Source organism: Streptomyces sp. NPDC058650 (assembly GCF_042717315.1).
Classification (GTDB): Bacteria; Actinomycetota; Actinomycetes; order Streptomycetales; family Streptomycetaceae; genus Streptomyces.
Map to the genome: position 1 here is coordinate 160,132 of NZ_JBHXRL010000013.1, position 22,411 is coordinate 182,542.

The following is a 22,411-nucleotide window of genomic DNA, read 5'->3' on the forward strand; positions in this document are numbered from 1 at the left end:
CCGTCAGTCGCCCAGGACCCGGCGCAGGTAGTCGTTGGCGAAGAGCCGGTCCGGGTCCAGCCGGTCGCGCAGCGCCGTGAACTCGGCGAAGCGCGGGTAGACCTCGGAGAAGTAGGCGGCGTCACGGGTGTGGACCTTGCCCCAGTGGGGGCGGCCCCCGTGCGCCGTCATGATGCGCTCCACCGCGGTGAAGTACGCGCGGTGGGGCGTTCCCTTGTAGAGGTGGACGGCGATGTAGGCGGTCTCCCGCCCGGAGGCCGTGGACAGCGCGATGTCGTCCGCCGGGGCGGTGCGCACCTCCACCGGGAAGCTCACCTTGAGCGGCGAGCGCTCGACCATCTCCTTGACCTCGCGCAGCGCGGCGACCGCCGCCTCACGCGGCAGCGCGTACTCCATTTCCAGGAAGCGCACCCGGCGCGGCGAGGTGAAGACCTTGTACGGGATGTCGGTGTACGTACGGGCCGACAGGGCCCGGCTGGAGACCTTGGCGATCGAGGGGATGACCGGCGGGACCGCGCGGCCCAGGGAGCAGGCCACCTGGAACAGCCCGTTGGAGAGGAGCTCGTCCTCGATCCAGCCGCTCACCTTCCCGGGAGGGGCGGCGGGGCCCGTGCTGCGGTTGTTGCGCTTGGTGTTGCAGTTGTCCGTGTGGGGGAACCAGTAGAACTCGAAGTGCTCGTTCTCCGCGTGCAGCGCGTCGAACTCCGAGGTGACCCGGTCGAAGGTCATCGGCTCCTCGCGCGCGGTGAGCAGGAAGACCGGCTCCACCGCGAAGGTGATCGCCGTGACCACGCCGAGGGCGCCGAGCCCGATCCGGGCGGCCGCGAAGACCTCGGGATGCTCCTCCTTCGAGCACGTCATCAGCTGCCCGTCCGCCGTGACCAGCTCCAGCTCGCGGATCTGCGCCGCTATCGAGGCCGAGTCGCGGCCCGTGCCGTGCGTGCCCGTGGAGGTGGCCCCGGCGACGGTCTGGTCCATGATGTCGCCCATGTTCGTGAGCGACAGGCCCTCCCGGGCCAGCGCCACGTTGAGCCGCTTGAGCGGAGTGCCCGACTCGACCGTCACGGTCATCGCCTCGCGGTCGATCCGCCGGATCCCGGTCAGCAGCCCCGGCCGGATCAGCACGCCGTCGGTCGCCGCGATCGAGGTGAAGGAGTGGCCGGTACCGACCGTCTTCACGCGCAGGCCGTCCGCGGCCGCCTTGCGCACCACCTCGGCGAGCTCCTCGGCCGAGGCCGGGCTCACCTCCCGTACCGGACGGGAGGTGACGTTCCCCGCCCAGTTACGCCACGGGCTGCTCGCCGTCCTGGTGCTCCCCGAGCCCGCTGTTGTCGTCCCGCTCACGCTTCCCCTCCCGGTCCGTTGCCGGCTTGCGCAGCCGGCGATGTCCGAGGAGACCCACCGCGACCGCGAGCGCACCCGAGACGACGGGCACCACGTACCCCGCCTCGGCCCCGGACGCGTCGACCACCCAGCCGGCGGCCGAGGAGCCGAGCGCCACGCCGACCGCGAGCCCGGTACCCGTCCAGGTCATGCCCTCGGTCAGCTTGGTGCGCGGTACGTGCGCTTCGACGAGGGCCATCGTGGTCACCATCGTCGGTGCGATGGACAGGCCCGCGACAAAGAGCGCCACGGCCAGCAACGGCAAGTTCCCGGCCAGTAGGAGGGGGATCATACTCACGGCCATCGTGCAGACGCCCAGGAGCCAGCGGCGGGACGGCTCGCCCTTGAGGTGCAGGAGCCCGAAGACGGCGCCGGCGAGGCAGGAGCCCAGCGCGTAGACGGCCAGGACGAGGCTCGCGGCCGCCTTGTGCCCCTGCTCCTCGGCGAAGGCCACGGTCACCACGTCCACCGAGCCGAAGACGGCTCCGGTGGCGACGAAGGCGAGGGCCAGGACCTGGAGGCCGGGGGAGCGGAGGGCGGACACGCTCTTCACGCCGATCTCCCGCGGGTGCGGCACGGGCTCCGTCGCGCGCTGCGAGGTCAGCCAGAAGACGCCGATGGCCAGGAACACCCCGGCGAACAGCGGGCCGGCCTCGGGGAACCAGGTCGTCGAAAGACCGATGGAGATGATCGGACCGAAGATGAAGCACACCTCGTCGACGATCGACTCCCACGAGTACGCCGTGTGCAGGCGCCGCTCGTCGCCCCGGTAGATCTCCGCCCACCGGGACCGGGTCATCGCCCCGATGCTCGGCACGCAGCCGATGACGGCGGTGAAGACGAAGAGCGTCCAGTCCGGGCTCTTCTGCTGTACGCAGACGAGGAGTCCGGCGGCACCGGCGAGCGAGATCAGCGTCACCGGGCGGAGCACCTTGCGCTGTCCGTGACGGTCGACCAGGCGCGACACCAGCGGACCGAGGACCGCGGCGGACATCGCGAGCATCGCCGAGAGCGCGCCGGCGAGGCCGTACCTGCCGGTGACCTGCGAAATCATGGTGACGACGCCGATGCCCATCATGGACAGCGGCATGCGGCCGAGGAGACCGGCGACGGAGAACGAGGTCGTTCCGGGCGCTGCGAAGATCGCGCGGTAGGGGCTGGGCAAGAGGCTCTCCGGATCTCCGTGCTCCGGAGCGGGCTCCGCGCGACGACTCAACACGTGTAATTAATAGCTAAAGCCTACGGTGTTGAAGTCGATCGGTCATCCCCCTTTTTCGGACGAGCACCCTGATTCAGGACGACTGCCGGGGGCCGGACGCCGTCGGTCGGGCCGCGCCCTCCACCGTCGGAGGCGGGTGGGAGGATCGGTGCCATGTCCGATCAGCACGATCCCGCCCCGTACGACGCCCTGCTGCTGCTCTCGTTCGGCGGCCCCGAGGGCCCGGACGACGTGGTCCCGTTCCTGGAGAACGTGACGCGCGGCCGCGGCATTCCGAAGGAACGGCTCAAGGAAGTGGGGCAGCACTACTTCCTCTTCGGCGGCGTCAGCCCGATCAACGACCAGAACCGCGCGCTGCTCGACGCGCTGCGGACGGACTTCGCGGAGGCCGGCCTCCGCCTCCCGGTCTACTGGGGAAACCGGAACTGGGCGCCGTACCTCACCGACACCCTCCGCGAGATGATCACCGACGGCCGACGCCACATCGCCGTCCTCACCACCAGCGCGTACGCCTCCTACTCCGGCTGCCGCCAGTACCGCGAGAACCTCGCCGACGCGCTCGCCACCCTGGAAGCGGAGGGGCTTCCGCTGCCCCGCGTCGACAAGCTCCGGCACTACTTCAACCACCCCGGCTTCGTCGAGCCCATGGTGGAGGGCGTCCTCGCCTCCCTCGCCGACCTCGACGCGTCCGTGCGCGACGGGGCCCACCTCGCCTTCACCACGCACTCCATCCCCGACTCCGCCGCCGACAGCTCCGGGCCGGTCGCCGAGCACGGCGAGGGCGGCGCCTACGTGCGGCAGCACCTCGACGTGGCACGGGTGATCGTCGAGGCGGTCCGCGAGGCGACCGGCGTCGCGTACCCCTGGAAGCTCGTCTACCAGTCCCGCAGCGGCGCACCGCACATCCCGTGGCTGGAGCCCGACATCTGCGACCACCTGGAGGAGCTGCACGGCGCCGGGGTGCCCGCGGCCGTGATGGTCCCCATCGGCTTCGTCTCCGACCACATGGAGGTCCTCTACGACCTCGACACGGAGGCCACCGCCAAGGCGGCCGAGCTCGGCCTGCCCGTCCGGCGCTCGGCGACCGTCGGGGCCGACCCGCGCTTCGCCGCTGCCGTCCGCGACCTCGTCCTGGAGCGGGCGGCGCGCGAGCGGGGCACCCGGGTGGAGCGGTGCGCCCTGGGCGCTCTCGGCGCCTCCCACGACCTGTGCCCGATCGGCTGCTGCCCGGCCAGGGCGGAGCGGCCGGCGGCGGCCGGTGCCGACAGTCCGTACGCGTAAGGAGCCCCTGTGACCGACCTGAACGGCGTGAACGACGTGAGCGACCCGCTGCTCGCCGAACTGCTCGACCTCGGCCTGGAGGCCGCACGGCGGGCCGGAGCGCTGCTGCGTGACGGCCGGCCGGACGACCTGGCCGTGGCGAAGACCAAGTCGAGCCCCATCGACGTGGTCACCGAGATGGACATCGCCGCCGAGAAGCTGATCACCGGTTTCCTCGCCGAGCACCGCCCGCAGGACGGCTTCCTCGGCGAGGAGGGCGCGTCGAGCCCCGGCACGAGCGGGATCCGCTGGGTGATCGACCCGCTCGACGGCACCGTGAACTACCTCTACGGCCTGCCCACCTGGGCGGTCTCGATCGCCGCCGAGCGGGACGGCGAGACCGTGGTCGGCGTGGTCGACGCGCCGATGCGCGGCGAGACGTACCGGGCGGTCCTGGGCGGCGGCGCCTACGCGGGGGAGCGGCGCCTCGCCGTCCGCCCCTCGCCCGAGCTCGACCAGGCACTCGTGGGCACCGGCTTCGGATACGTGCAGTCCCGTCGCGCCCGTCAGGCCGACGTCGCCCAGCGCGTGATCCCGCGCGTCCGCGACATCCGCCGGGGCGGTTCGGCCGCGATCGACCTCTGCGACGTCGCGGCCGGCCGCCTCGACGCGTACTACGAGCGCGGACTCAACCCCTGGGACCTCGCCGCGGGGGCGCTCATCGCCCGCGAGGCGGGCGCGCTGACCGGTGGCCGACCGGGGGAGCCGGAGTCCGGTGAGCTGACGCTGGCGGCCTCCTCAGGCGTCTTCGCGCCCCTCCAGGAGCTCCTGGAGGAGCTCGGGGCCTGGCACGACTAGCGAGAAGGTCTCCTGGTCTTCACGGAGACCGGATATGCGAGGGCCCCGGAGCCAGTACGGCTCCGGGGCCCTCGACGCGTGTTACGGGCCGGGCCGGTCAGACGACCGGTGCGGAGACCTCCACACCGTGCTCGGCGGCCAGGCGGTGCAGGTCGTCCAGCTCGGCCTGCTCGACGTCCGCGAGGAAGTCGTCGCCCGTCTCACGAGCACGCGTGAGGTCGGTTTGCGCGGCCCTGATCCGGTGCAGCAGGCCTGCGGTGAAAGCGTCCATCGTGCGCCCCCTCGTCGTGGGTCCGGTGGCACGGGGGTGTGCCGAGGGTGGATGGATCACACACTGCTGCCTCTGGGGGACAGAAGGCGGTAGGCGGCGCGCCACATACAGGGCGTGATCACGGGGTGTGCAGACGTCCTCCCCACCCCCTTCCTCACAGAAACCTCAACTGGCCCGTGAATCAGGTGAATTCTTCCCGGGCCACCGCGGAAGGAGTCACGCGCCCCACCGCACGCCCCCTCTGCACCACCCCCGCGCCCCGGGCCCCGCACACCCGTCTTACAGCCGGTTTACGCGCGTTCGGGGCAGGATGGACGCGCACAGTCAGTGCTCAGGTCTCAGCCGGTCCGCCTTCGGACCGCGGCTCAAGGGAAGGACTACGACGTGCGCGTACTCGTCGTCGAGGACGAGCAGCTGCTCGCCGATGCGGTGGCCACCGGACTGCGCCGGGAGGCCATGGCCGTCGACGTCGTGTACGACGGCGCCGCGGCTCTGGAGCGCATCGGGGTGAACGACTACGACGTCGTCGTCCTCGACCGCGACCTCCCGCTCGTCCACGGCGACGACGTCTGCCGCAAGATCGTCGAGCTCGGCATGCCCACGCGCGTGCTGATGCTCACCGCGTCCGGCGACGTCAGCGACCGCGTCGAGGGCCTGGAGCTCGGCGCGGACGACTACCTTCCGAAGCCCTTCGCCTTCACCGAGCTCACCGCGCGGGTGCGCGCGCTCGGCCGGCGCACCACGGTGCCGCTGCCGCCCGTGCTGGAGCGCGCCGGCATCAAGCTCGACCCGAACCGCCGCGAGGTCTTCCGCGAGGGCAAGGAGGTCCAGCTCGCGCCGAAGGAGTTCGCCGTCCTGGAGGTCCTCATGCGCAGCGAGGGCGCCGTCGTCTCGGCCGAGCAGCTCCTGGAGAAGGCCTGGGACGAGAACACCGACCCCTTCACCAACGTCGTGCGCGTCACCGTCATGACCCTGCGCCGCAAGCTCGGCGAGCCCCCGGTCATCGTCACCGTGCCCGGCTCCGGGTACCGGATCTGACCCGATGCCCACCACCTCAGTGCCACACCCCCAGGCGCCGCCGAAGCCGACCTGGGACCCCAGGGACCCTGTCCGGCCGCTGCTGCGCCCCACCATCCGGATACGGCTCACGCTGCTGTACGGCGGGATGTTCCTGATCGCCGGCATCCTGCTGCTCTCGATCATCTACCTCTTCACGGCGCAGACACTGGGCGAGAGCGCGGCCAAACTGCCGTTCGAGATCGTCACGGGCAAGGTGCAGCCCACCACGTCCTCGTGCGAGCTGCCCGTCCAGGGCAGCGGCAAGCAGTTCAACGACGCCGTGTCGGCCTGTCTGCGATACCAGAGCGACCGGGCGCTCGACGACCTCCTGCGCCGCTCGCTCTTCGCCCTGCTCGGCCTGAGCATCATCGCCTTCGCCTTCGGCTACGCCATGGCGGGACGGGTGCTCTCCCCGCTCGGCCGGATCACCCGTACCGCCCGCCAGGTGGCGGGTTCCGACCTGTCCCGCCGGATCGAGCTGGACGGCCCCGACGACGAGCTCAAGGAGCTCGCCGACACCTTCGACGAGATGCTGGAGCGCCTGGAGCGGGCCTTCACGGCCCAGCAGCGCTTCGTCGCGAACGCCTCGCACGAGCTGCGCACCCCGCTCGCGATCAACCGCACGCTCCTGGAGGTCCACCTCTCGGACCCCGGGGCCCCGGTGGAGCTCCAGCAGCTCGGCAAGACCCTGCTCGCCACCAACGAGCGCAGTGAGCAGCTCGTGGAGGGCCTGCTCCTGCTCGCCAGGAGCGACAATCAGATCATCGAGCGCAAGGCCGTCGACCTCGCCGAGGTCGCCTCCCGGGCGGTCGACCAGACGCACGCGGAGGCCGTGGCCAAGGGCGTCGAGATCCGGGGCGAGCGCGCTCCGGCGGTGGTCCAGGGCAACGGCGTCCTGCTGGAGCGGATCGCGCTGAACCTGCTCCAGAACGCCGTGCGGTACAACGTGCCGGAAGGAGGCTGGGTGGAGGTCACCACCGAGACCGAGCACGGTCAGGCGGTCCTGGTCGTCTCGAACGCGGGACCGGTGGTCCCCGCGTACGAGATCGACAACCTCTTCGAGCCGTTCCGGCGGCTCCGGCAGGAGCGCACGGGAAGCGACAAGGGGGTCGGTCTCGGCCTGTCGATCGCCCGGTCCGTGGCGCGCGCCCATGGCGGCCGTATCATCGCGGAGCCCCGCGAGGGCGGTGGTCTCGTGATGCGTGTCACTCTGCCGATCTGACACACTGCACGAGCCGACCGGTTCCGTTCGCTTTGCGCGGAATTCTCAGGCCCCGCTTCTGAGACGCTCATGTGTGATCGATCACAGGAGAGGGTGTCCTGACCTCCACTCTCCGTGACCGAGAAATCCCTCGGAAAACCAGGAAAAGTCCGGGTTTCCGGGGCCCGGAATGACGGGAAGTACACGGGGTGGTGCTTGTGAAGGGCACCCGCAGGACCGTGTACGGTCCGGTTCGCCACCCCAAGCCGATCACTCGTGAGAGCGCTCGACGGGTGTCGATTGAGTAACAGACCTTGATGTGAGGCAAAATCTCCGCCTCAGGTCGGGCACAAGTCCGACCTCTCACGCGTTACGTGCGCTGGAGACACCGCAACTACCCAGAGGGGGAGAGCGACATGGCAACGGATTACGACACCCCACGCAAGACCGACGACGACGTCGACTCGGACAGCCTTGAAGAACTGAAGGCCCGCCGGAACGACAAGTCGACCTCGACGGTCGACGTCGACGAGTTCGAGGCCGCCGAAGGCCTGGAGCTGCCCGGTGCGGACCTCTCGAACGAAGAGCTGGCCGTCCGGGTCCTGCCGAAGCAGGCCGACGAGTTCACGTGCATGAGCTGCTTCCTCGTGCACCACCGCAGCCAGCTGGCCCGGGAGAAGAACGGCCAGCCGATCTGCCGCGACTGCGACTGAGATCGCCCGGCCGTGGCAGGCGAGACACCGTCCCGGAAGCGGCGTCTCCGGCTCCCTGGGAGCTCGGAGACGTACAAGGGCGGCATGAGCCCGGCGGAGGGTGCCCAGACGGCCCCTGACGCCGAGCAGGCCGCTTCCCTGCCCTCCCTCGGTGCACGTGACGACGAGCGGGGCCCTTCGGCCTCGCTCGAAGCCGTCGTCGCGGACATCGAGGCGGTGACCGGTGTGCACGTCGAGCCGGCCGCCGGGCCGGACGCGGCACGGCTCCCCGCTGAGCGGAGCGAGGGCCGGGGCGAGGCGCGCAAGGGGCGTCTGGGCGCCGTCAGGCGGCTGGCCAACCCCGCGCGGGCACAGCTCGACAAGATCAAGATCGACAGCGACCGGATCGACGCCGTCCGGCGCGGCGTCGCGCGCGGCGTCAAGGACGGCGTGAAGCGCGGCGGCGACAGCGCCAAGGCCGGCATCGGCCATCTGGCCGACCGGCTGATCGATCTCGCCCCGCGGATCCCGGTCCGCGACCTGGCGACCCTCCGCAAACAGTTCCCCGGGCTCGGACCCGAGGAGATCGCCGACAAGCTCGTCACGGGCGCGGCGAACGCGAGCTCGACCGTCGGCGCGAGCGTCGGCGCCGCCGCCATGCTTCCCGTACCGCCGGCCATGCCGGCCGAACTGGCCGCCGAGATCACCGGCGTCGCCGCCGTGGAACTCAAACTCATCGCCGAACTGCACGAGGTGTACGGACTGCGCCCGCCGGGCCGGATCCCCCAGCGCTCGACGGCCTACCTGACCTCCTGGGCCGAGGAGCGGGGTATCGACCCCTCCAAGCCCACCACGGTCAACGCGGCGCTCGGCGGGCAGCTCAAGCGCGAACTGCGCCAGCAGATCATGAAGCGCATGGTGCGCAACCTGCCGAACCTCACGCCCTTCATGGTCGGCGCCGCCGTGGGCGCGGTCATGAACCGGCGCGACACCAAGAAGCTCGCCGCGCACATCCGCAAGGACCTTCGCGCCCGTCAGGTTCCCTGGGACACCCTTCGGGGACTGCCCCCACTGGACCAGCCCGAGAACCCCAAGGAGATCGGCTTCTAGCCGCCCACCGCCGGGCCGGACGAGAAGACCCGGCCCGGGGCGGCCCGCGGGGTCAGGCCTCGGCGCGTACGGACTCCAGGGCGGCCACCAGGGCCTCCGGCTCGCGGCTGGACAGGTACACGTAGGGCGTCGGGTCCGCCGGGTCCGTGACCTCGACGCGTACCGCCCGCGGCACATAGCTGCGCATCAGCATGAAGGCGCGCGGGTCGGCCTTGTGGGTGCGCCAGGCGCGCGCCTCCTCCGCGTCCAGCACCTCGGCCGCCCCGAGCGCCGAGACCGGGATCCGCGCGTCGCCCGCCACCAGCGAACCGGCCACCACCCGGACCCGGGCGGAGCCGTACGAGGAGACCGCCACACCGGCGAGCACCGCCGCCACGATCAGACCGCCCAGCGTCGGGACCGTACCCAGCGGGAACATGACCAGGCCGCCGGAGAGGCCGAGCAGGCCCGCGATGACCCACCACGACCGGGGCGCCGTCAGCCGCTCGTCGAAGCGGGGCGCGGTCGCCCCCGAGGCCGTCACCGGGGACGACGCGACGGGCGTCCCCGTGGACGACTCGGCGGACGGCACGGGCGAAGGCTCGGAGGAGGCGGCGGGGGACGGCACGGAAGGCTGCATGCGTCCAAGCTTGGCACGGCGCGACCCGCGCCCGGCCGCGCGGGTAAGGTCTGCGCCTGTGACTGCAACATCTGCCGCCCTCACCCCGCCGGCCGACGCCATACCGCCGGTACGCCACCCCGACGCCCCGGCCCCCGGCGAGCTGCTCGGTTCGCACTACGAGCACTGCTTCGGGTGCGGCGGCGGGCAGCCCCACGGCCTCCACCTGGAGGCGCGGGCGGGCGAGGGCGTGACCGTCACCGCCGAGTTCACCGTGACCCCCGACCACCAGGGCGCCCCCGGCCTCGCGCACGGCGGCGTCCTCGCCACCGCGCTCGACGAGACCCTCGGCTCCCTGAACTGGCTGCTGCGGGTCATCGCCGTGACCGGCAGGCTGGAGACCGACTTCGTCCGGCCCGTCCCGGTCGGCACCGTGCTCCACCTGGAGGCCGCGGTCACCGCCGTACACGGCCGCAAGATCTTCTCGACCGCCGTCGGCCGGATCGGCGGGCCCGAGGGCCCCGTCGCCGTCCGCGCCGAGGCACTCTTCATAGAGGTCAAGGTCGACCACTTCATCGACAACGGCCGGCCGGAGGAGATCCAGGCCGCCATGTCCGACCCCGACCAGGTAAGGCGCGCCCGCGCCTTCGAGGTGAACCCCTGATGCGCAACCCTGTCGACGTACTGATCCGGCGAGTGGACCCGGAGGTGCCGATCCCGGCCTACGGGCACCCCGGCGACGCCGGAGCCGACCTCGTGACCACCGAGGCCGCCGTCCTCGCCCCCGGGGAGCGCGCCGTGCTGCCCACCGGCGTCTCCATCGCGCTGCCGGACGGGTACGCGGCCTTCGTGCACCCGCGCTCCGGCCTGGCCGCCCGCTGCGGAGTCGCGCTCGTGAATGCCCCGGGGACGGTGGATGCCGGGTACCGTGGAGAGATCAAAGTGATCGTGGTCAATCTCGACCCGCGCGAGAGCGTGCGGTTCGAGCGGTTCGACCGGATTGCCCAACTGGTCGTCCAGCAGGTCGAGAAGGTTCGCTTCCACGAGGTGGCGGAGCTTCCCGGCTCGGCGCGGGCCGAGGGGGGCTTCGGGTCCACCGGCGGCCATGCCGCCGTGGACGGCTCAACGGGTGGGAATCGATACGCTTCGGTCGTATCCGACCGGGAAGGACAGTGACGTGTTCGGACGTCGCAAGAAGAGCGGTGCCGCTGAGGACGCAGCGGGCGAGGCCGAGCAGGTCGTCGAGGAGGTCGGGTCCGGCGATGGTGGGACATCGGCCGACGCGCCGCGTCGGGTGAACCTTCCGCCGGCGCCCCGGCCCGACGGACCGTGGGACATCTCCGAGGTCACCACGCCGGAGGACGGCCGCGTCGACCTCGGGGGCGTCTTCGTGCCCGGAGTCGAGGGCATGGAGCTGCGGGTCGAGGTGGCGGGCGACGCGATCGTCGCGGCCACCGTCGTGCTGCGCGACAGCGCCGTGCAGCTGCAGGCCTTCGCCGCCCCGAAGAACGAGGGCATCTGGGGCGAGGTCCGTGACGAGATCGCCACGGGCATCGTCCAGCAGGGTGGTGTCATCGACGAGGTCGAGGGCCCCCTCGGCTGGGAGCTGCGGGCCCAGGTCCCCGTACAGCTGCCGGACGGCAACCGCGGCGTACAGCTCGTGCGCTTCGTGGGCGTCGACGGACCCCGCTGGTTCCTGCGCGGAGTGATCTCCGGGCAGGGCGCGGTGCAGCCGGACGCGGCCGGGCTCCTGGAGCAGATCGTGCGGGACACCGTGGTCGTCCGCGGCGAAGGCCCGATGGCCCCGCGCGACCCGATCGTCCTCAAGCTGCCGAACGACGCGCAGATGGTGCCGGACGGTGTCCAGCAGGAGGAGCAGGCGGAGTCGCGATTCTCCGGCGGCATGGGCCAGCTCCAGCGCGGCCCGGAGGTCACCGAGATCCGCTGAGCCGCGATCGAGACACGAGCGGTGGGCCGCTTCCCGTACGAGAGGTACGGGGAGCGGCCCACCGGCCGTTCCCCCCTCCGTACGGTCGCGGGCTCTGGCCCTGGGACCCGGCGGCGGACCATACTGGCGGGCGCACATGTTCGAGGAGGGGGAGCACACGGTGAGTGAGAGCAGCACGCGGTCCGGCACGGCCGTCGCCGAGGACCCGGCGGGTCTGCCGATGGTCCGGGTCGAGGACCTCCGGCGTTCGTACGGGACGGGCGAGGCCGCCGTCCACGCCCTGCGCGGAGTCTCCTTCGACATCCCGCGCGGCGAGCTCGTCGCCCTCAAGGGCCGCTCGGGCTCCGGCAAGACGACCCTGCTCAACCTCGTGGGCGGCCTCGACAGCGCCGACGGGGGCCGGATCGTCATCGACGGCACCGACCTCTCCACGCTCGGTGAGAACGGACTCCTGGAGCTGCGCCGCGACCGGATCGGCTTCATCTTCCAGTCCTTCGGGCTGCTCCCGATCCTGTCCGCCGCCGAGAACGTGGGCGTACCCCTCCGGCTGCGGAAGGCCGACCCGAAGGAGCGCGAGGAGCGGGTCGCGCTGATGCTCTCCCTCGTGGGCCTCGCCGACCACGCGGCCCAGCGGCCCGGCGAGCTCTCCGGCGGTCAGCAGCAGCGGGTCGCCATCGCCCGCGCCCTCGCCAACAAGCCGGCCCTGCTGATCGCCGACGAGCCGACCGGCCAGCTGGACGCGGAGACCGGGCTCGCCGTCATGGAGCTGCTGCGCGCGGTGGTGCGCAGCGAGGGCTGCACGGCCCTGGTCGCCACGCACGACCCCCAGCTCCTGGGCCTGGCGGACCGGGTCCTGGAGCTCAGCGACGGCGAGATCGTCGAGCACTGAGGGGCCGGGGCGGCTTCTCACGGCGCCGTCCCGCCATCAGAATCACGTCAATACCGCACCGGGACCTCCGTCCGCGTACGGAATGTCCGATTGGCTGGACGTATGGTCGTGCCATGGGACGCGGCAAGCTTCGGATATACCTCGGCGCTGCGCCGGGCGTCGGCAAGACGTACGCGATGCTCTCCGAGGGACACCGCCGCATCGAGCGCGGTACGGACTGCGTCGTCGCCTTCGTGGAGCACCACGGACGGCCGCGTACGGAGGTGATGCTGCACGGCCTGGAGCAGGTCCCGCGCCGGACCCTGGACTACCGGGGCACCACCTTCACCGAGATGGACGTCGACGCGGTCCTGGCCAGGAAGCCGGCCGTCGCGCTCGTCGACGAGCTCGCCCACACGAACGTCCCCGGCTCCCGGAACCCCAAGCGCTGGCAGGACGTCGCCGAGCTCCTCGCGGCCGGCATCGACGTCGTGTCGACGGTCAACATCCAGCACCTGGAGTCGCTGGGCGACGTCGTCGAGTCGATCACCGGGGTGCGGCAGAAGGAGACCGTCCCCGACGAGATCGTCCGCCGCGCCGACCAGATCGAACTGGTCGACATGTCGCCCCAGGCCCTGCGTCGCCGCATGGCCCACGGCAACATCTACACGTCCGACAAGGTCGACGCGGCCCTCTCCAACTACTTCCGCCCCGGCAACCTCACCGCTCTGCGCGAGCTCGCGCTGCTGTGGACGGCCGACCGGGTCGACGAGTACCTCCAGCAGTACCGGGGCGAGCACAACATCCGCTCCACCTGGCAGGCCCGTGAGCGCATCGTCGTGGGTCTGACCGGCGGCCCCGAGGGCCGCACGCTCATACGGCGGGCCACCCGGCTGGCCGAGAAGGGCGCCGGCGGCGAGGTCCTCGCCGTCTACATCGCCCGCAGCGACGGTCTCACCGCCGCCTCGCCGAAGGAACTGGCCGTCCAGCGGACCCTCGTCGAGGACCTCGGCGGAACGTTCCACCACGTCATCGGCGACGACATCCCCTCCGCGCTCCTGGAGTTCGCCCGCGGGGTCAACGCCACCCAGATCGTCCTCGGCTCCAGCCGCCGCCGCACCTGGCAGTACGTCTTCGGCCCCGGCGTCGGCCAGACCGTGGCCCGCGAGTCCGGTCCCGACCTCGACGTCCACATCGTCACCCACAGCGAGGTCGCCAAGGGGCGGGGGCTGCCCGTCGCGCGCGGGGCGCGGCTCGGCCGGTCCCGGATCCTCGGCGGCTGGCTGGTCGGCGTCGGCGGACCCGCCGCCCTGGCCCTGCTCCTCACCCACATCGACGCCGACCTCGGCCTCGCCAACGACATGCTGCTCTTCCTCGCGCTGACCGTCGCCGCCGCGATGCTCGGCGGGTTCCTGCCCGCGCTCGCGTCGGCGGCGGTCGGCTCCTTCCTCCTGAACTGGTTCTTCACCCCGCCCGTCCACCGGATCACCATCGCCGACCCCAAGAACATCGTCGCCCTCGCCGTCTTCCTCGGCGTCGCGATGGCCGTCGCCTCGGTGGTGGACCTGGCGGCCCGGCGCACCCACCAGGCGGCCCGGCTCCGCGCCGAGTCCGAGGTGCTCTCGTACCTCGCGGGCAGCGTGCTGCGCGGCGAGACCAGCCTGGACGCACTCCTCGAACGGGTCCGCGAGACCTTCTCGATGGAGTCGGTGACCCTGCTGGAGCGGGCGGACGAGATCGAGCCGTGGACCCGGGCGGCGAGCGTGGGCCCCCACCCGGTCGCACGGCCGGAGGCCGCGGACGTGGACATGCCGGTCGGCGACCGTCTGGCCCTGGCGCTGACCGGCCGGGTGCTGCCCGCCGAGGACCGGCGCGTCCTCGGCGCGTTCGCCGCCCAGGCGGCGGTCGTCCTGGACCGTCAGCGGCTCGTCGGCGAGGCCGAGCAAGCCAGGAAGCAGGCCGAGGGCAACAAGATCCGTACGTCCCTGCTCGCCGCCGTCAGCCACGACCTGCGGACCCCGCTCGCGAGCATCAAGGCCTCCGTCACCTCGCTCCGCTCCGACGACATCGAATGGTCCGAGGAGGACCGGGCCGAACTCCTCGAAGGCATCGAGGCGGGCGCCGACCGCCTCGACCACCTCGTCGGCAACCTCCTCGACATGTCCCGCCTCCAGACCGGCACCGTCATGCCGCTGATCCGCGTCGTGGACCTCGACGAGGTCGTCCCGATGGCTCTCGGGGGAGTGCCCGACGGCAGCGCCGAACTCGACATCCCCGAGACGCTGCCGATGGTCGAGGTCGACAAGGGCCTCCTGGAGCGGGCCGTCGCCAACATCGTCGAGAACGCCGTGAAGTACAGCCCCGACGGCGAACCCGTCTCGGTCGCGGCCAGCACCCTGGGAGAACGCGTCGAGCTGCGCGTCGTGGACCGCGGCCCCGGAGTGCCCGACGAGAGCAAGGACGGCATCTTCGAGCCGTTCCAGCGCTTCGGCGACGCCCCGCGCGGCGCCGGTGTCGGGCTCGGCCTCGCGGTCGCCCGCGGCTTCGTCGAGGCCATGGGCGGGACCCTCTCCGCCGAGGACACCCCGGGCGGCGGGCTGACCATGGTGCTCACCCTCAGGGCCGTGCGGGGCGGGCCGCCGGAACCGGCCGTGGAGCTTCCGGCGCATGCCGTGAGCTGAGCGGCGCGGCTGCTCTCGTCCCGCGTCCGCTCACGTACGGCGCCCGCTCTCGTACACCTCAGCACGTGTTACCGCTCGCACCCAAGCCGCCCGCATCGGGCACCGAAGAAGGTAGGTCCCCCGCCATGACCCGGGTCCTCGTGGTCGACGACGAGCCACAGATCGTCCGCGCCCTGGTGATCAACCTCAAGGCACGGAAGTACGAGGTCGATGCCGCACCCGACGGTGCCACCGCCCTCCGGCTGGCCGCCGAGCGCCACCCCGACGTCGTCGTCCTCGACCTCGGTCTGCCCGACATGGACGGCGTCGAGGTGATCAAGGGCCTGCGCGGTTGGACGAGGGTGCCGATCCTGGTCCTCTCCGCCCGCCAGACCTCCGACGAGAAGGTCGAGGCGCTCGACGCCGGCGCCGACGACTACGTCACCAAGCCCTTCGGCATGGACGAGCTGCTCGCGCGGCTGCGAGCGGCCGTGCGCCGCGCCGAGCCGGTCGGCGGCGCCGAGGACGGCATGGTGGTCGTCGAGACCGAGGGCTTCACCGTCGACCTGGCGGCGAAGAAGGTCCACCGCGACGGCCGGGACGTCCGGCTCACCCCCACCGAGTGGCACCTCCTGGAGGTCCTCGTCCGCAACGGCGGGCGGCTGGTCAGCCAGAAGCAGCTGCTCCAGGAGGTCTGGGGCCCCTCGTACGGCACGGAGACCAACTACCTCCGCGTGTACATGGCGCAGCTGCGGCGCAAGCTGGAGGCCGACCCGTCGCACCCCCGCCATTTCGTCACCGAACCGGGCATGGGCTACCGCTTCGAACGGTGAAGCGAACGTCGTGTGTACGGCCGGTCCTGGTGGCAGTGGAGGCCGGTACGCTTTCTGTATGAGTGCTGCACCGCGTACAGAGAAGCCGGCCGGTAGGTTCCGCCGGATGCTCGACCGGCTCTCCTCCACCCCGGAGGACCTGGAGTCGGAGGAGCTCCAGGAGGACGCCGAGGCCACGGGGTGCACCCGCATCTGTGACTGCTCCGACCGCCAGATAGTCAAGGTGACTGGTACCTTGCGCACGGTCACGCTGCGTCCCCGGGCCGGTGTGCCCGCGCTGGAGGCCGAGCTCTTCGACGGCACGGCGCCGCTGGACGTCGTCTGGCTGGGCCGCCGCTCCATCGTGGGCATCGAACCGGGCCGCAAGCTGATCGCCTCCGGCCGGATCTCCATGAGTCACGGCCGGCGGGTCCTCTTCAACCCCAAATACGAGCTCCGACCGCTCGGACAGGAGTAGCCGGTGACGTCCCTCGACAAGCCGACCACGGATCAGGGCGCCCAGGCCCCGCAGGACGCCCAGGCCTCGAAGGAGGTCACCGAGGCCGCGCTGTTCGAGGCCTTCGGCGGCCTGCGGGGCATGATCGAGACGGTCGTGCCCGGCCTGCTCTTCGTCACGATCTTCACGATCAACAAGGACCTGCACATCTCGGCGATCGCCGCGCTCGCGGTCTCGCTGGTCCTGGTCGCCGTCCGGCTGATCCGCCGCGACACCGTCAAGCACGCCTTCAGTGGCGTCTTCGGTGTCGCCTTCGGTGTCGTCTTCGCGATGATGACCGGCAACGCCAAGGACTTCTACCTGCCGGGCATGCTGTACACGCTGGGCCTCGCCCTCGCGTACATCGTCACCACGGTCGCGGGCGTCCCGCTGATCGGTCTGATCCTCGGCCCGGTGTTCAAGGAGAACCTCTCCTGGCGCACCCGCAACCCCGGCCGCAAGAAGGCGTACGCGAAGGCCAGCCTGGCCTGGGGCTTCATCCTGCTCGCCAAGTGCGCGATCCTCTTCCCCATGTACTGGTGGGCCGACACCACCAAGTTCGGCTGGGTCCTGGTCGCCCTGAAGATCCCGCCGTTCCTGCTCGCGGTCTACCTCACCTGGATGTTCCTCGCGAAGGCGCCGCCGCCGATCGACGTCTTCGCCGAGATGGAGGCCGAGGAGCGCGCCGCGAAGGCCCGCGAGGAAGCCGCGCGGAGCACGCCGGAGGCCTGAGCGCGTGAGCGCCACCGCGTGCGTACGTGTGCTTCGTCGCGTGCGTACGTGTGCTTCGTACGTGTGCTTCGTACGTGAACGGGGAAGGGCCCGGAACCTGACGACAGGTTCCGGGCCCTTCCCGTACGGATCAGGCGTACGGAGAGATCAGTCGAGCCTACGACTCGGTGGTCTCGCGGCGGACCTGCAACAGGTCCTCCAGCTGCTCCTCGCGGGCCTGCGCGGCCACGAACAGCAGCTCGTCGCCGGCCTCCAGAGTCTCCTCCGGGCTCGGCGTCAGCACCCGCGAACCACGGATGATCGTCACCAGCGAGGTGTCCTCGGGCCAGGCCACGTCCCCGACCGAGGTGCCGGCGACCGCCGACTCCGGCGGGAGCGTCAGCTCGACCAGGTTCGCGTCGCCGTGGCTGAAGCGGAGCAGCCGGACGAGGTCGCCGACGCTCACCGCCTCCTCGACCAGGGCCGACATGAGGCGCGGCGTCGAGACGGCGACGTCCACGCCCCAGGCCTCGTTGAACAGCCACTCGTTCTTCGGGTTGTTCACCCGGGCGACGACCCGCGGCACGCCGTACTCGGTCTTGGCGAGGAGCGAGACGACCAGGTTCACCTTGTCGTCGCCGGTCGCCGCGATCACCACGTTGCAGCGCTGGAGCGCCGCCTCGTCGAGGGACGTGATCTCACAGGCGTCAGCGAGCAGCCACTCCGCCTGCGGCACCCGCTCCACCGAGATGGCGGTCGGCGCCTTGTCGATCAGCAGGACCTCGTGCCCGTTCTCCAGCAGCTCGCCCGCGATGGAACGACCCACCGCACCCGCGCCCGCAATAGCGACACGCATCAGTGACCGCCCTCCTCAGGACCCTCGGCGAAGGCCTCCTCGACGTTCGCGATGTCGTCCGTACGCATCATCACGTGCACCAGGTCACCCTCCTGGAGCACCGTCTGCGAGGTCGGCAGAATCGCTTCGCCCAGTCGGGTGAGGAAGGCGACACGGACGCCGGTCTCCTCCTGGAGACGGCTCACCTTGTGGCCGATCCAGGCGGGGGAGGTGTGCACCTCCGCGAGCTGCACGCCGCCGCTCGGGTCCCGCCACAGCGGCTCCGCGCCGGAGGGCAGCAGTCGCCGCAGCATCTGGTCGGCGGTCCAGCGGACCGTCGCGACCGTCGGGATCCCGAGGCGCTGGTAGACCTCGGCACGGCGCGGGTCGTAGATCCGCGCCGCCACGTTCTCGATGCCGAACATCTCGCGCGCGACCCGCGCCGCGATGATGTTCGAGTTGTCGCCACTGCTCACCGCGGCGAAGGCACCGGCGTCCTCGATCCCGGCCTCGCGCAGCGTGTCCTGGTCGAAGCCCACGCCCGTGACGCGACGGCCGCCGAAACCGGACCCCAGACGACGGAAAGCCGTCGGGTCCTGGTCGACGACCGCGACGGTGTGCCCCTGCTGTTCGAGGGTCTGCGCGAGAGCGGCTCCCACTCGCCCGCAGCCCATGATGACGATGTGCACGTCCCCTTACCCCGCACTCCTGATCGCCCTACTGACCTGCGAAAACACCCTGCCCACAACTTTCCTCGCCCGATCCGCCCGGGCCGCGGCGGGCAACGCCCTGCCGGGTTGCCCGGTCCGAGCTTATGCGGCAACGCTGGCGGGGACCGCATCCGAGGTGGTACTCAGGGAGATTCCGTGCGGATCGGGGGTGCCGGTGAGCATGGCGGATTTCGAACGCTTACGATCCTCTCCGTGTCCAAACTGACCGACGTGCCCAAACGCATCCTGATCGGGCGGGCCCTGCGCAGCGACAAGCTCGGGGAAACCCTTCTCTCGAAGCGGATCGCCCTCCCCGTGTTCGCCTCCGACCCGCTGTCCTCGGTGGCGTACGCGCCAGGTGAGGTGCTGCTCGTCCTCTCCGTCGCGGGACTGTCGGCCTACCACTTCAGCCCGTGGATCGCGCTCGCGGTCGTCGTCCTGATGTTCACCGTCGTCGCCTCGTACCGCCAGAACGTGCACGCGTACCCGAGCGGCGGCGGCGACTACGAGGTCGCCAACACCAACCTCGGGCCGAAGGCCGGACTCACCGTCGCGAGCGCCCTGCTCGTCGACTACGTCCTGACCGTGGCCGTCTCCATCTCCTCGGGCATCGAGAACCTCGGCTCCGCCATCCCGTTCGTCGTCGAGCACAAGGTGGCCTGCGCGGTCGGCGTCATCATCCTGCTCACGGTGATGAACCTGCGCGGGGTGAAGGAGTCGGGCAGCCTCTTCGCCATCCCGACGTACGTCTTCGTCGCCGGCGTCTTCCTCATGATCGCCTGGGGCGCGTACAAGGGGATCGTCCTCGACGAGACCATGAAGGCCCCCACCGCCGACTTCGAGATCAAGCCCGAGCACGAGGGACTCGCCGGCTTCGCGCTGGTCTTCCTGCTGCTCCGCGCCTTCTCCTCCGGCTGTGCCGCGCTCACCGGCGTCGAGGCCATCTCCAACGGCGTCCCCGCCTTCCGGAAGCCGAAGTCCAAGAACGCCGCCACGACGCTCGCCCTCATGGGCGGCCTGGCCGTCACCATGTTCTGCGGCATCATCTTCCTGGCCATGGCCACCGACGTGCGGATGGCCGAGAAGCCCGCCCAGGACCTGCTGCTCAACGGCGAGCCGGTCGGCGCGGGCTACGTCCAGGACCCGGTCATCTCCCAGGTCGCGGCCGCCGTCTTCGGCGACGGAACGTTCTTCTTCATCGTCCTCGCCGCCGCCACCGCGCTCGTCCTCTTCCTGGCCGCCAACACCGCGTACAACGGCTTCCCGCTCCTCGGCTCGATCCTCGCCCAGGACCGCTACCTGCCGCGCCAGCTGCACACCCGCGGTGACCGCCTCACCTTCTCCAACGGCATCGTGCTCCTCGCGGGCGCCGCCGCGCTCCTCGTCTGGGTCTACGGGGCCGACTCGACCAAGCTCATCCAGCTCTACATCGTCGGCGTCTTCGTCTCCTTCACCCTGAGCCAGATCGGCATGGTCCGGCACTGGAACCGGCATCTGAAGACGGAGAGGGACCCGGCCAAGCGCCGCCACATGATCCGCTCCCGCGCGATCAACGCCTTCGGCGCCTTCTTCACCGGCCTCGTCCTCGTCGTCGTCCTCGCCACCAAGTTCACCCACGGCGCGTGGGTCGCCCTGCTCGGCATGGTGATCTTCTACGGGACGATGAGCGCGATCCGCCGGCACTACGACTCCGTCTCCGCGGAGATCGCCGCCGCCGAGGAACGTCCCGACGAGTACGTGCGCCCCTCCCGGGTCCGCTCCATCGTCCTCGTCTCCAAGCTTCACAAGCCCACCCTCCGCGCCCTGGCCTACGCCAAGCTCATGCACGCGAACGAGCTGGAAGCGCTGACCGTCAACGTCGACCCGGTCGAGACGAAGGCGCTCAGGGAGGAGTGGGAGCGGCGCGGCATCAACGTCCCGCTCAAGATCCTCGACTCGCCGTACCGCGAGATCACCCGCCCGGTGATCGAGTACGTCAAGAGCATCCGCCGCGAGAGCCCGCGCGAGGCCGTCTCCGTCTACATCCCCGAGTACGTCGTCGGCCACTGGTACGAGCACCTGCTCCACAACCAGAGCGCCCTGCGGCTCAAGGGCAGGCTGCTCTTCACCCCGGGCGTCATGGTGACCTCCGTCCCGTACCAGCTCCAGTCCTCCGAGGCCGCGAAGAAGCGGGCCAGGAAGCGCCAGGACTGGAACGCGCCGGGCTCGGTGCGCCGCGGCCCGGTCGAGAAGCGCCAGAAGGAACCGACGGCGAAGAACAGCTAGAAGAGAACGTCGCGAAAAGAACAACTAGACTGGTGGGCTGCCGTCCGAAGTATCCGGACGACGGCCCACCGCCACTTCCTCTTGGAGTCCCCCCGCCATGCAGAACACCCCTGTTTCGTCGTTGGTCGGGGAAGAGTACGAGGTCGAGGTCGGCCCGGTCGCCCACGGCGGGCACTGCATCGCCCGCACCGAAGAGGGCCGCGTCCTCTTCGTCCGCCACGCGCTGCCCGGCGAGAAGGTCGTCGCCCGCGTCACCGAGGGCGAGGAGACCTCCCGCTTCCTGCGCGCCGACGCGATCACGATCCTCGACCCGTCCAAGGACCGCGTCGAGGCCCCCTGCCCCTTCGCGGGCCCCGGCAAGTGCGGCGGCTGCGACTGGCAGCACGCCAAGCCCGGCGCCCAGCGCCGCCTCAAGGGCGAGGTCATCGCCGAGCAGCTCCTGCGGCTCGCCGGGCTCACCCCGGAGGAGGCCGGCTGGGACGGCACCGTCATGCCGGCCGAGGGCGACAAGCTGCCGCCGGGCGAGGTCCCGCAGTGGCGCACCCGCGTCCAGTACGCGGTCGACGCCGAAGGCCACGCGGGCCTCCGCAAGCACCGCTCGCACGAGGTCGAGATCATCGACCACTGCATGATCGCCGCCGAGGGCGTCTCGGAACTCGGCATCGAGAAGCGCACCTGGGAGGGCATGGCCTCGGTCGAGGCCATCGCCGCCTCCGGCTCGAACGACCGCCAGGTCATCCTGACCCCGAAGCCCGGCGGCCGCCTTCCCCTCGTCGAACTCGACAAGCCGGTCTCCGTCCTCCGCGTCGACGAGAAGGACGGCGGCGTCCACCGCGTCCACGGCCGCGCCTTCGTCCGCGAGCGGGCCGACGAGCGCACCTACCGCGTCGGCAACGGCGGCTTCTGGCAGGTCCACCCGCAGGCCGCCCAGACCCTCATGCTCGCCGTCATGCAGGGCCTCACCCCCCGCAAGGGCGACTCCGCCCTCGACCTCTACTGCGGCGTCGGCCTCTTCGCGGGCGCCATCGCCGACCGCGTCGGCGAGCGGGGCGCGGTCCTCGGCATCGAGTCGGGCAAGCGCGCGGTCGAGGACGCCCGCCACAACCTGGCCGGATTCCCGCGCGTCCGCATCGAGCAGGGCAAGGTCGAGTCGGTCCTCCCGCGCACGGGCATCACGGAGGTCGACCTCATCGTCCTGGACCCGCCCCGCGCCGGCGCGGGCAAGCAGACCGTCCACCACCTGGCCGGCCTCGGCGCCCGCCGCATCGCCTACGTCGCCTGCGACCCGGCGGCCCTGGCCCGCGACATCTCCTACTTCGCCGAACGCGGCTACCGCGTCCGCACCCTCCGCGCCTTCGACCTGTTCCCGATGACCCACCACGTGGAGTGCGTCGCGATCCTGGAGCCGGTGAAGAAGGACGCCTGACCTGGGGTTTTGCGGGTGCGCGGTATGTG

At 71.2% G+C, this 22,411-nt stretch carries 22 protein-coding genes; 16 read left to right on the forward strand and 6 right to left on the reverse strand.

Going from position 1 to position 22,411, the window contains the following annotated elements; all coding sequences use genetic code 11:
- Positions 1-3: 3 nt before the first annotated feature.
- A complete protein-coding gene (locus tag ACFWWU_RS23440; protein WP_384147776.1) occupies positions 4-1,344 on the reverse strand; it encodes a D-arabinono-1,4-lactone oxidase in 1,341 nt (446 codons plus the stop codon).
- Entirely contained in the window at positions 1,283-2,548 is a 1,266-nt protein-coding gene (locus ACFWWU_RS23445) for an MFS transporter (protein WP_384147777.1), read from the reverse strand. The genes ACFWWU_RS23440 and ACFWWU_RS23445 overlap by 62 nt, the downstream gene beginning before the upstream one ends.
- 207 nt (positions 2,549-2,755) lie before the next feature.
- Between ACFWWU_RS23445 and ACFWWU_RS23450 the strand changes: the two genes are divergently transcribed.
- Both ACFWWU_RS23450 and ACFWWU_RS23455 read left to right on the forward strand, forming a co-directional pair.
- Positions 2,756-3,883: a ferrochelatase gene (locus ACFWWU_RS23450; protein ID WP_384147778.1), complete on the forward strand. Its 1,128-nt coding sequence runs from the start codon at positions 2,756-2,758 to the stop codon at positions 3,881-3,883.
- 36 nt (positions 3,884-3,919) lie between these two features.
- Positions 3,920-4,720 carry an inositol monophosphatase family protein gene (locus ACFWWU_RS23455; protein WP_384147821.1) on the forward strand — a complete coding sequence of 267 codons (801 nt, stop codon included), beginning with the start codon at positions 3,920-3,922 and terminating at the stop codon, positions 4,718-4,720.
- A gap of 97 nt (positions 4,721-4,817) precedes the next feature.
- On the opposite strand, the gene ACFWWU_RS23460 is transcribed toward ACFWWU_RS23455, so the two are convergent.
- Positions 4,818-4,991 (reverse strand): hypothetical protein, encoded by a 174-nt coding sequence (locus ACFWWU_RS23460; RefSeq protein WP_317599935.1) that lies wholly within the window; start codon positions 4,989-4,991, stop codon positions 4,818-4,820.
- Positions 4,992-5,375: 384 nt separating this feature from the next.
- Between ACFWWU_RS23460 and ACFWWU_RS23465 the strand changes: the two genes are divergently transcribed.
- From ACFWWU_RS23465 to ACFWWU_RS23480, 4 genes are all read left to right on the forward strand, one after another.
- Positions 5,376-6,029: a response regulator transcription factor gene (locus ACFWWU_RS23465; RefSeq protein WP_024758527.1), complete on the forward strand. Its 654-nt coding sequence runs from the start codon at positions 5,376-5,378 to the stop codon at positions 6,027-6,029.
- Positions 6,030-6,033: 4 nt separating this feature from the next.
- A complete protein-coding gene (locus ACFWWU_RS23470; RefSeq protein ID WP_384147779.1) occupies positions 6,034-7,272 on the forward strand; it encodes a sensor histidine kinase in 1,239 nt (412 codons plus the stop codon).
- Between the two features lie 395 nt (positions 7,273-7,667).
- Positions 7,668-7,964 carry a DUF4193 domain-containing protein gene (locus ACFWWU_RS23475; protein WP_003955561.1) on the forward strand — a complete coding sequence of 99 codons (297 nt, stop codon included), beginning with the start codon at positions 7,668-7,670 and terminating at the stop codon, positions 7,962-7,964.
- A gap of 12 nt (positions 7,965-7,976) precedes the next feature.
- Entirely contained in the window at positions 7,977-9,053 is a 1,077-nt protein-coding gene (locus ACFWWU_RS23480; protein ID WP_384147780.1) for a hypothetical protein, read from the forward strand.
- A gap of 52 nt (positions 9,054-9,105) precedes the next feature.
- Here the strand turns inward: ACFWWU_RS23480 and ACFWWU_RS23485 are convergent, their stop codons facing one another.
- Positions 9,106-9,672: a DUF3093 domain-containing protein gene (locus tag ACFWWU_RS23485; protein WP_384147781.1), complete on the reverse strand. Its 567-nt coding sequence runs from the start codon at positions 9,670-9,672 to the stop codon at positions 9,106-9,108.
- Positions 9,673-9,730: 58 nt separating this feature from the next.
- Here ACFWWU_RS23485 and ACFWWU_RS23490 point away from each other — a divergent pair, with 58 nt between their 5' ends.
- The 8 genes from ACFWWU_RS23490 to ACFWWU_RS23525 all read left to right on the forward strand — a co-directional run bounded on the left by ACFWWU_RS23490 (position 9,731) and on the right by ACFWWU_RS23525 (position 17,167).
- Positions 9,731-10,315 carry a PaaI family thioesterase gene (locus tag ACFWWU_RS23490; protein ID WP_384147782.1) on the forward strand — a complete coding sequence of 195 codons (585 nt, stop codon included), beginning with the start codon at positions 9,731-9,733 and terminating at the stop codon, positions 10,313-10,315.
- Positions 10,315-10,827 carry a dUTP diphosphatase gene (gene dut / locus ACFWWU_RS23495; protein WP_024758522.1) on the forward strand — a complete coding sequence of 171 codons (513 nt, stop codon included), beginning with the start codon at positions 10,315-10,317 and terminating at the stop codon, positions 10,825-10,827. Before ACFWWU_RS23490 ends, dut begins: the two co-directional genes overlap by 1 nt.
- Position 10,828: 1 nt before the next feature.
- On the forward strand, positions 10,829-11,599 hold the full coding sequence (locus tag ACFWWU_RS23500) for a DUF3710 domain-containing protein (RefSeq protein ID WP_384147783.1): 771 nt from the start codon (positions 10,829-10,831) through the stop codon (positions 11,597-11,599).
- Positions 11,600-11,735: 136 nt separating this feature from the next.
- On the forward strand, positions 11,736-12,488 hold the full coding sequence (locus ACFWWU_RS23505; protein ID WP_141294955.1) for an ABC transporter ATP-binding protein: 753 nt from the start codon (positions 11,736-11,738) through the stop codon (positions 12,486-12,488).
- 113 nt (positions 12,489-12,601) lie between these two features.
- Entirely contained in the window at positions 12,602-15,148 is a 2,547-nt protein-coding gene (locus ACFWWU_RS23510) for an ATP-binding protein (RefSeq protein ID WP_384147784.1), read from the forward strand.
- Between the two features lie 125 nt (positions 15,149-15,273).
- Complete coding sequence (locus ACFWWU_RS23515; RefSeq protein ID WP_384147785.1) at positions 15,274-15,960, forward strand: response regulator; 687 nt, start codon at positions 15,274-15,276, stop codon at positions 15,958-15,960.
- Between the two features lie 58 nt (positions 15,961-16,018).
- Positions 16,019-16,417: an OB-fold nucleic acid binding domain-containing protein gene (locus ACFWWU_RS23520; protein ID WP_078627107.1), complete on the forward strand. Its 399-nt coding sequence runs from the start codon at positions 16,019-16,021 to the stop codon at positions 16,415-16,417.
- 3 nt (positions 16,418-16,420) lie between these two features.
- Positions 16,421-17,167: a DUF3159 domain-containing protein gene (locus ACFWWU_RS23525; protein WP_384147786.1), complete on the forward strand. Its 747-nt coding sequence runs from the start codon at positions 16,421-16,423 to the stop codon at positions 17,165-17,167.
- Between the two features lie 157 nt (positions 17,168-17,324).
- Here ACFWWU_RS23525 and ACFWWU_RS23530 read toward each other — a convergent pair whose 3' ends face one another.
- Both ACFWWU_RS23530 and ACFWWU_RS23535 read right to left on the reverse strand, forming a co-directional pair.
- Positions 17,325-18,002: a TrkA family potassium uptake protein gene (locus ACFWWU_RS23530; RefSeq protein ID WP_317599951.1), complete on the reverse strand. Its 678-nt coding sequence runs from the start codon at positions 18,000-18,002 to the stop codon at positions 17,325-17,327.
- Positions 18,002-18,670, reverse strand: coding sequence for a TrkA family potassium uptake protein (locus ACFWWU_RS23535; RefSeq protein WP_317599953.1), 669 nt, complete (start codon positions 18,668-18,670; stop codon positions 18,002-18,004). Before ACFWWU_RS23535 ends, ACFWWU_RS23530 begins: the two co-directional genes overlap by 1 nt.
- A 234-nt stretch (positions 18,671-18,904) precedes the next feature.
- On the opposite strand from ACFWWU_RS23535, the gene ACFWWU_RS23540 reads away from it, so the two are divergent.
- Positions 18,905-20,956 (forward strand): APC family permease, encoded by a 2,052-nt coding sequence (locus tag ACFWWU_RS23540; protein WP_384147787.1) that lies wholly within the window; start codon positions 18,905-18,907, stop codon positions 20,954-20,956.
- Positions 20,957-21,053: 97 nt separating this feature from the next.
- Positions 21,054-22,382, forward strand: coding sequence for a class I SAM-dependent RNA methyltransferase (locus ACFWWU_RS23545; protein ID WP_384147788.1), 1,329 nt, complete (start codon positions 21,054-21,056; stop codon positions 22,380-22,382).
- The last annotated feature ends 29 nt before the right edge of the window (positions 22,383-22,411 follow it).